The following is a 6614-nucleotide window of genomic DNA, read 5'->3' on the forward strand; positions in this document are numbered from 1 at the left end:
TCTCCCGCACCTGGGCGTCGTAGCCGGAGACGACCTCCTCCTGCTTACGCCGCGTCAACATGCGCAGGGCGATCGCGTAGGCGACGGCCACCATGATGAGCAGCAGGCCGATACGGACCAGGAACACCTGGTTCTGGTCACCGCCGAACGGAATCGCGGCGAGCAGGGCCAGCAGACCCAGGGTCACCAGGTGGAACAGCATCGACACGAGCATGGCCACCGAGCCGGCCGACTCCCGCTCCTGCGGGGCGACGGTGGCGCCGGCCAGGTAGCGCTTGCCGCTGAACGCCAGCAGCCGGCCGACGACCACGATGGCGATGACGCCGGCGACCAGGTAGTACACCGTTCCGGTGTCCACGAGAACCACCTCTCTTCCAGTTGACCCCGGAATACCCCGATCGACCGGACCGCAACCTCACTCGGCGGCCTCGCGGGGGTCGAAGGTCGGGTCCTTCTCCCCGGCCACAATCTGCCGGCCCCGCACCAGCTCGGCGTCGAAGGCGGCCCCGAGCAGCACGGCCAGATTGCTGATCCACAGCCACACCAGGAACACGATCACACCGGCCAGGGAGCCGTAGGTCTTGTTGTACGAGGAGAAGTTGGCCACGTAGACGGCGAAACCCACCGAGGCGATGAGCCACAGCACCACGGCCAGCACGCTGCCGGCGGTCAACCAGAGAAAGCGCGGCTTGGGCTGGCGCACGTTCGGGGCGGCCCAGTACAGCAGGCAGATGGCCAGGCTGACCAGGATGACGATCACCGGCCACTTGGCGATACCCCAGATCAGCAACCCCGTGGACCCGATGCCGAGCCACTGCCCCACCTGGTCGGCGACCGGCCCGGACACCGCCAGCCCCAACGCCGTCACGGCCAGCATCAGCATCAGGCCCACGGTCAGCCCGAGCTGCAACGGCACGGTCTTCCACAGTGGACGGCCCTCCGCCACCCCGTACACGGCGTTGTTGGCCCGCATGAAGCCGCCGATGTAGCCGCTGGCCGCCCACAGCGCGCCGAGCAGACCGATCACGGCCAGCAGACCGGCCCCGGTGTGGGCGTTCTGGATGGCGCCGACGAGAAGATCACGGCCTTGGCCGAGCGGCACGGAGTTGATGCTGTCGATCAGCATCTTGGTCGCGTCCGGCCCGAGCAGGCCGACGGCCCCGGTCACCACGATCAAGCCGGGGAACACCGACAGCACGGCGTAGTAGGTCAGCGAGGCGGCCCAGTCCATGAGGTGGTTCTCCGGGATCGCCGCCACGGTGCGTTTCAGCGCGCCCCACCATGAGTTGGCGGGCATGTCGATCGGGGTCCCGGGGGCGTGTGCTGTCGCCATGGGCCCCGAATTCCCGCGGTCACGGCCGGTGAAACTACCGCCGGCGCTCGGCCTCGCGCAGATCCTTGGCCCGCCGCTGCGCCTCACGCCGGGCCTCCCGCACCGCCCCGTCGGCGTCCTCGCGGGCGGCCCTGGCGTCGGTCAGCGAGGCCTGCAACCGCTCCACTTCGTCCGCCGCCGACCGCAGCCTGTCCTCCGCGGCCTCCAACGCCCGCTGGGCCTCGGCGTCAGCTGCCTCAGCCGCCCGGAATGCCTCCTCCAGGGCCCGGCGTCGTTCCTCGTCACGCTTCGTGTCCCGCGCCGTATCCCGCGGTGGAGGCGAAAAAGGCGTGGCCGGGTCGAAACCCCAGCCACCGCCCTCGGGCGCCGTCACCATTCGCCCGGCCACCAGGTCATCGGACGACGCCGGGTCCGTGTACGAGCGCTCCAACAGGTCCCGCAGCCCCGGACTGGCGTCCTCGACGAACCCGACCAGTTTGTCCAGAACCTCGACGCGCCGCCGCGACAGCTCCCGCAACTCGGGGCCGTTCAACGTCTCCTGGGCCGCCCGCAGCCGGTGGCCGAGGTCCACCAGCGCGGCGACCTCGCGGGGATGCTTGCGCGCCAACTGATTGGCCTGCCACGCGGCGACGGTCGGCTTGCGCAGCTTGCGGACCTGATCGCGGATCTTCGGCTCGGCCTTGGCGATCTTGTCGCGCTCGGCGGTGAACCCCTCCCGCGGCAGCCCGTAGAGCCGGTCGACCGCCGCCCCGAGGTCCATGCCGCCCAGGCTAGCCCGCACCGTGGTTGCGCGCAGGTCAGGACGGGAATACCCGGGGTCATGGACACCTTCCGGCACGAGCTCGCCATCTACCTCAACGACCATCTCGCCGGCGCGACCGGCGGCGTCGAACTGGCCCGCCGCATCGCCGACGAGCACGAGGACACCGACCTGACCGGCCTCGCCTGCGACATCGAGGCCGATCGGGACAGCCTGCTGCGCATCATGGGGGCGCTGGGCGTGCAGCAGGACCACATCAAGGTCGCCGGCGGCTGGCTCGGCGAGAAGCTGGGCCGTCTCAAGCTCAACGGGCGCCTGTTCAGCCGGTCGCCGCTGAGCTACGTGATCGAGCTGGAGGCGATGAGACTGGGTGTGGACGGCAAGGCCGCCGGCTGGCAGACGCTGCGCCGCCTGGCCGAGCACGACGACCGTCTCGATCGGACACATCTCGACGAGCTGCTGGCCCGGGCGCGGTCCCAGCAGGAAACCCTGGAACGGCTGCGCGTCGACGCCACGGCGACCGTCTTCGTCAACCCCGGCTGAGCCGGATTCGAACCTCGCGCGCCGGGTACCCGTCAGACGAGCATCGGCAAGCGCACGCGAGGAGGAATCATGGCCGAGACCGTCGGCGACTACCTGCTGGGACGGCTGCGCGACTGGCAGGTGGACCAGGTCTTCGCCTATCCGGGGGACGGCATCAACGGCATCGTCGCCGCCTTCGGCAAGGCCGACGACGCGCCCCGCTTCATCCAGGCCCGCCACGAGGAGATGGCCGCCTTCCAGGCCGTCGGCTACGCCAAGTTCAGCGGCAAGGTCGGCGTCTGCATGGCCACCTCCGGCCCGGGCGCGATCCACCTGCTCAACGGCCTCTACGACGCCAAGCTCGACCACGTCCCGGTGGTGGCGATCGTCGGCCAGACGGCGCGCAGCGCCATGGGCGCCAGCTACCAGCAGGAGGTCGACCTCCAGGCCCTGTTCAAGGACGTGGCCAGCGCATACCTGGTCGAGGTGAACGTGCCCGAGCAGCTGCCCAACGCCCTGGACCGGGCGATCCGGGTGGCCGAGGCCGAGCGGGCGCCGACGGCCCTGATCATTCCCAGCGACCTGCAGGAAATGCCGTACTCACCGCCCGAGCACGTGTTCAAGCAGTCGCCGTCCAGCCCCCCGAACCACCCGCACACCATGATGGTGCCCGATCCCACCGAGCTGGAACGCGCCGGCGAGGTGATCAACGCCGGTTCGAAGGTGGCGATCCTGGTCGGGCAGGGCGCTCGCGGCGCGGCCGACGAGGTCCGCCAACTGGCGGAACTGACCGGCGCGGGTGTGGCCAAGGCGTTGCTGGGCAAGGACGTGCTGCCCGACGATCTGTCCTATGTGACCGGTTCGATCGGATTGCTGGGCACGCGTCCCAGCTACGAGATGATGACCGACTGCGACACGCTGCTGATCATCGGCTCCAACTTCCCGTACTCGCAGTTCCTTCCGGAGTACGGCAAGGCCCGCGGCGTCCAGATCGACATCGACGGCAAGTTCATCGGAATGCGCTACCCGACCGAGGTCAACCTGGTCGGCGACGCGCGGGCGACCCTGGCCGCACTGCTGCCCAAGGTCGAGCGCAAGGAAGACCGCAAGTGGCGGGAAACCGTGGAGCGCAACGTCTCCCGCTGGTGGGAGACGATGGAGCGGGAGTCGATGGTCTCCGCCGACCCGATCAACCCGATGCGCATCACGTGGGAGCTGTCCTCCCGCATCCCGGACAACGCGATCGTCACCTCGGACTCCGGCTCCGCCGCCAACTGGTACGCCCGCACGCTGCGGCTGCGCGGCGACATGCGAGGTTCGCTGTCCGGGACGCTCGCGACCATGGGACCTGGCGTGCCGTATGCCATCGGGGCCAAGTTCGCGCATCCGGACCGGCCGGTGATCGCGCTCGTCGGGGACGGCGCGATGCAGATGAACGGCCTGGCCGAGCTGATCACCATCGGCCGCTACTACGACCGCTGGACCGATCCCCGCTGCGTGATCTGCGTGCTGCACAACAATGACCTGAACCAGGTGACGTGGGAGCTGCGGGCCATGGGCGGCGCGCCCAAGTTCGAGGAGTCCCAGGTGCTGCCGGACATCGACTACGCCGGCATCGCCCGTTCCTTCGGCCTCGGCGGCATCTCGGTCACCGACCCGGACCGTCTCGGCCCGGCCTGGGACGAGGCGCTGTCGGCCGACCGGCCCGTGGTGCTGGACGTGCACTGCGACCCGAACGTGCCGCCGATCCCGCCGCACGCCACCTTCGAGCAGGTCAAGGCGGCGGCCGAGTCCGTGCTCAAGGGTGATCCCGACGCGTTCAGCCTGGTCACCCAGGGCATCAAGACCAAGCTGCAGGAGTTCGTGCCCGGCCGGCGCAAGTGACAAGGACCCGACCACCGGCCCTTGGGCTGCCGCCGATCCACGCTCGGCGGCAGCCCAAGGGCAGCGCGCTCGAAGAGACGCTGTTCACCACCGATCACAAGCGGATCGGGGTGATGTACCTCGTCACCACGTTCGGGTTCTTCCTGCTCGGCGGCGCGCTCGCGCTGCTGATGCGCACGGAGCTGGCGCAACCGGGGCTGCAGTTCCTGTCCCAGGAGCAGTACAACCAGCTGTTCACCATGCACGGCACGATCATGCTGCTGCTCTACGCCACCCCGAACGTCTTCGCCTTCGCCAACCTGGTGCTGCCGCTGCAGATCGGCGCCCCGGACGTGGCCTTCCCCCGCCTCAACGCCCTGTCGTACTGGCTCTACCTGTTCGGCGGGCTGATCGTCATCTCCGGCTTCGTCACGCCCGGCGGCGCCGCCGACTTCGGCTGGTTCGCCTACGCCCCGCTCAACGACCTGGCCCACTCCCCCGGCGTCGGCGGCAATCTCTGGGCCGCGGGCCTGATCGTGTCCGGCCTGAGCACCATTCTCGGCGCCGTCAACATGATCACCACGATCGTCTGCCTACGGGCGCCGGGCATGGTCATGTTCCGGATGCCCATCTTCACCTGGAACATCCTGTTCACCTCGTTCCTGGTGCTGGCCGCGTTCCCGATCCTGACCGCCGCGCTGTTCGGGCTGCTGGCCGACAGAACCCTGGGCGCGCACGTGTTCGACCCGCACAACGGCGGGGCGATCCTGTGGCAGCACCTGTTCTGGTTCTTCGGCCATCCCGAGGTCTACATCGTGGCGCTGCCCTACTTCGGCATCGTCACGGAGATCTTCCCGGTGTTCAGCCGAAAACCGTGCTTCGGCTACAAAGGGCTGATCTACGCCACCATCACCATCGCCGGCCTGTCGATCGTGGTGTGGGCCCACCACATGTTCGCCACCGGCGCCGTGCTGCTGCCGTTCTTCTCCCTGACCAGTTTCCTCATCGCGGTGCCGACCGGCATCAAGTTCTTCAACTGGATCGGCACGATGTGGAAGGGGCGACTGACCTTCGAGACGCCGATGCTGTTCGCCGTCGGCTTCCTGCTGACGTTCCTGTTCGGCGGCCTGTCCGGGGTCCTGCTGGCCTCCCCGCCGCTGGACTTCCAGGTCACCGACAGCTATTTCGTGATCGCGCACCTGCACTACGTGCTGTTCGGCACCATCGTGTTCTCCACCTTCGCCGGCGTGTACTTCTGGTTCCCCAAGATCACCGGCCGGATGCTGGACGAGCGGCTGGGCCGGCTGCACTTCTGGACCACGTTCATCGGCTTCCACACGACCTTCCTGGTGCAGCACTGGCTCGGCGCCGAGGGCATGCCCCGCCGCTACGCCGACTACCTCGGCAGCGACGGCTTCACCGTGTTGAACTCGATCTCCACCGTGGGCGCGTACATCCTCGGCCTGTCCATGCTTCCGTTCCTGTGGAACGTGGTCCGCAGCTATCGCTACGGCGAGATCGTGCACGTGGACGACCCGTGGGGTTTCGGCAACTCCCTGGAGTGGGCCACATCCTGCCCGCCGCCCCGGCACAACTTCCACTCGCTGCCCCGGATCCGCTCCGAGCGGCCCGCGTTCGACCTGCACTACCCGCACGTCAAGGATTCGACGACATGAGCGGTCCCGAGCGGGACGAGCACCAGCGGCTGACCCGCAACGTCGGTGAGCTGCTGCAGGAGCTGCGCGTCGCCCAGAACGGCGTGCAGGTCCTGTTCGGGTTCCTGCTGTCGGTGGTCTTCACCGACAGCTACCGCAAGGCCGGCGACTTCGTGCACGTCACCCACCTGGTCGTGGTGCTGCTGACGGCGGCGTCGGCCGGCTTCCTGATCGCCCCGGCGGCCTGGCACCGGGTGCTGTTCCGACGCGGCGCGCGCGAGGCGATCGTGGACCGGGCCAGCCGGTTCGTCATCATCGGGCTGATCCTGCTGGCCGCGGCCATGGCCGGCACGGTGCTGCTGATCGGCTACGTCGTGTTCGGCGGCGTCGTCGGGGGTGTGCTGGGCGGGGTCATCGGGTTGTTGTTCGGGCTGCTGTGGTTCGTCTGGCCGACGTCGTTCGACCGCGCCGACCGTCAGGG

Annotated in this window: 7 protein-coding genes; 4 read left to right on the top strand and 3 right to left on the bottom strand. The window is 68.9% G+C overall.

Features of this window, described 5'->3' with window-relative positions; all coding sequences use genetic code 11:
• The 3 genes from KUTG_RS60780 to KUTG_RS05260 all read right to left on the bottom strand — a co-directional run.
• A partial coding sequence (locus tag KUTG_RS60780) for a hypothetical protein (protein WP_198047025.1) occupies positions 1 to 358 on the bottom strand: 358 nt, incomplete at its 3' end.
• A gap of 57 nt (positions 359 to 415) precedes the next feature.
• On the bottom strand, positions 416 to 1297 hold the full coding sequence (locus KUTG_RS05255) for a YihY/virulence factor BrkB family protein (protein ID WP_232240674.1): 882 nt from the start codon (positions 1295 to 1297) through the stop codon (positions 416 to 418).
• Between the two features lie 70 nt (positions 1298 to 1367).
• Positions 1368 to 2093, bottom strand: a complete 726-nt coding sequence (locus tag KUTG_RS05260) for a hypothetical protein (protein ID WP_052394007.1) — start codon at positions 2091 to 2093, stop codon at positions 1368 to 1370.
• A 60-nt stretch (positions 2094 to 2153) separates the two neighbouring features.
• Here KUTG_RS05260 and KUTG_RS05265 point away from each other — a divergent pair, with 60 nt between their 5' ends.
• The 4 genes from KUTG_RS05265 to KUTG_RS05280 form a co-directional block, all read left to right on the top strand.
• Entirely contained in the window at positions 2154 to 2636 is a 483-nt protein-coding gene (locus KUTG_RS05265) for a hypothetical protein (protein WP_052394009.1), read from the top strand.
• Between the two features lie 69 nt (positions 2637 to 2705).
• Positions 2706 to 4499 (top strand): thiamine pyrophosphate-requiring protein, encoded by a 1794-nt coding sequence (locus tag KUTG_RS05270; protein ID WP_043715314.1) that lies wholly within the window; start codon positions 2706 to 2708, stop codon positions 4497 to 4499.
• Entirely contained in the window at positions 4496 to 6154 is a 1659-nt protein-coding gene (gene ctaD / locus KUTG_RS05275) for an aa3-type cytochrome oxidase subunit I (RefSeq protein ID WP_084578919.1), read from the top strand. The genes KUTG_RS05270 and ctaD overlap by 4 nt, the downstream gene beginning before the upstream one ends.
• Positions 6151 to 6614: DUF6328 family protein (locus KUTG_RS05280; protein ID WP_063753485.1), on the top strand; the 464-nt coding region annotated here is incomplete at its 3' end. The genes ctaD and KUTG_RS05280, both read left to right, overlap by 4 nt.

It is taken from the genome of Kutzneria sp. 744, from assembly GCF_000568255.1.
GTDB lineage: Bacteria > Actinomycetota > Actinomycetes > Mycobacteriales > Pseudonocardiaceae > Kutzneria.

Coding starts and splice junctions, on each gene's coding strand:
- KUTG_RS05270 (WP_043715314.1), top strand. CDS start 2,706: ATGGCCGAGACCGTCGGCGACTACCTGCTGGGACGGCTGCGCGACTGG.
- KUTG_RS05265 (WP_052394009.1), top strand. CDS start 2,154: ATGGACACCTTCCGGCACGAGCTCGCCATCTACCTCAACGACCATCTC.
- KUTG_RS05260 (WP_052394007.1), bottom strand. CDS start 2,093: ATGGACCTCGGGGCGGCGGTCGACCGGCTCTACGGGCTGCCGCGGGAG.
- KUTG_RS05255 (WP_232240674.1), bottom strand. CDS start 1,297: ATGCCCGCCAACTCATGGTGGGGCGCGCTGAAACGCACCGTGGCGGCG.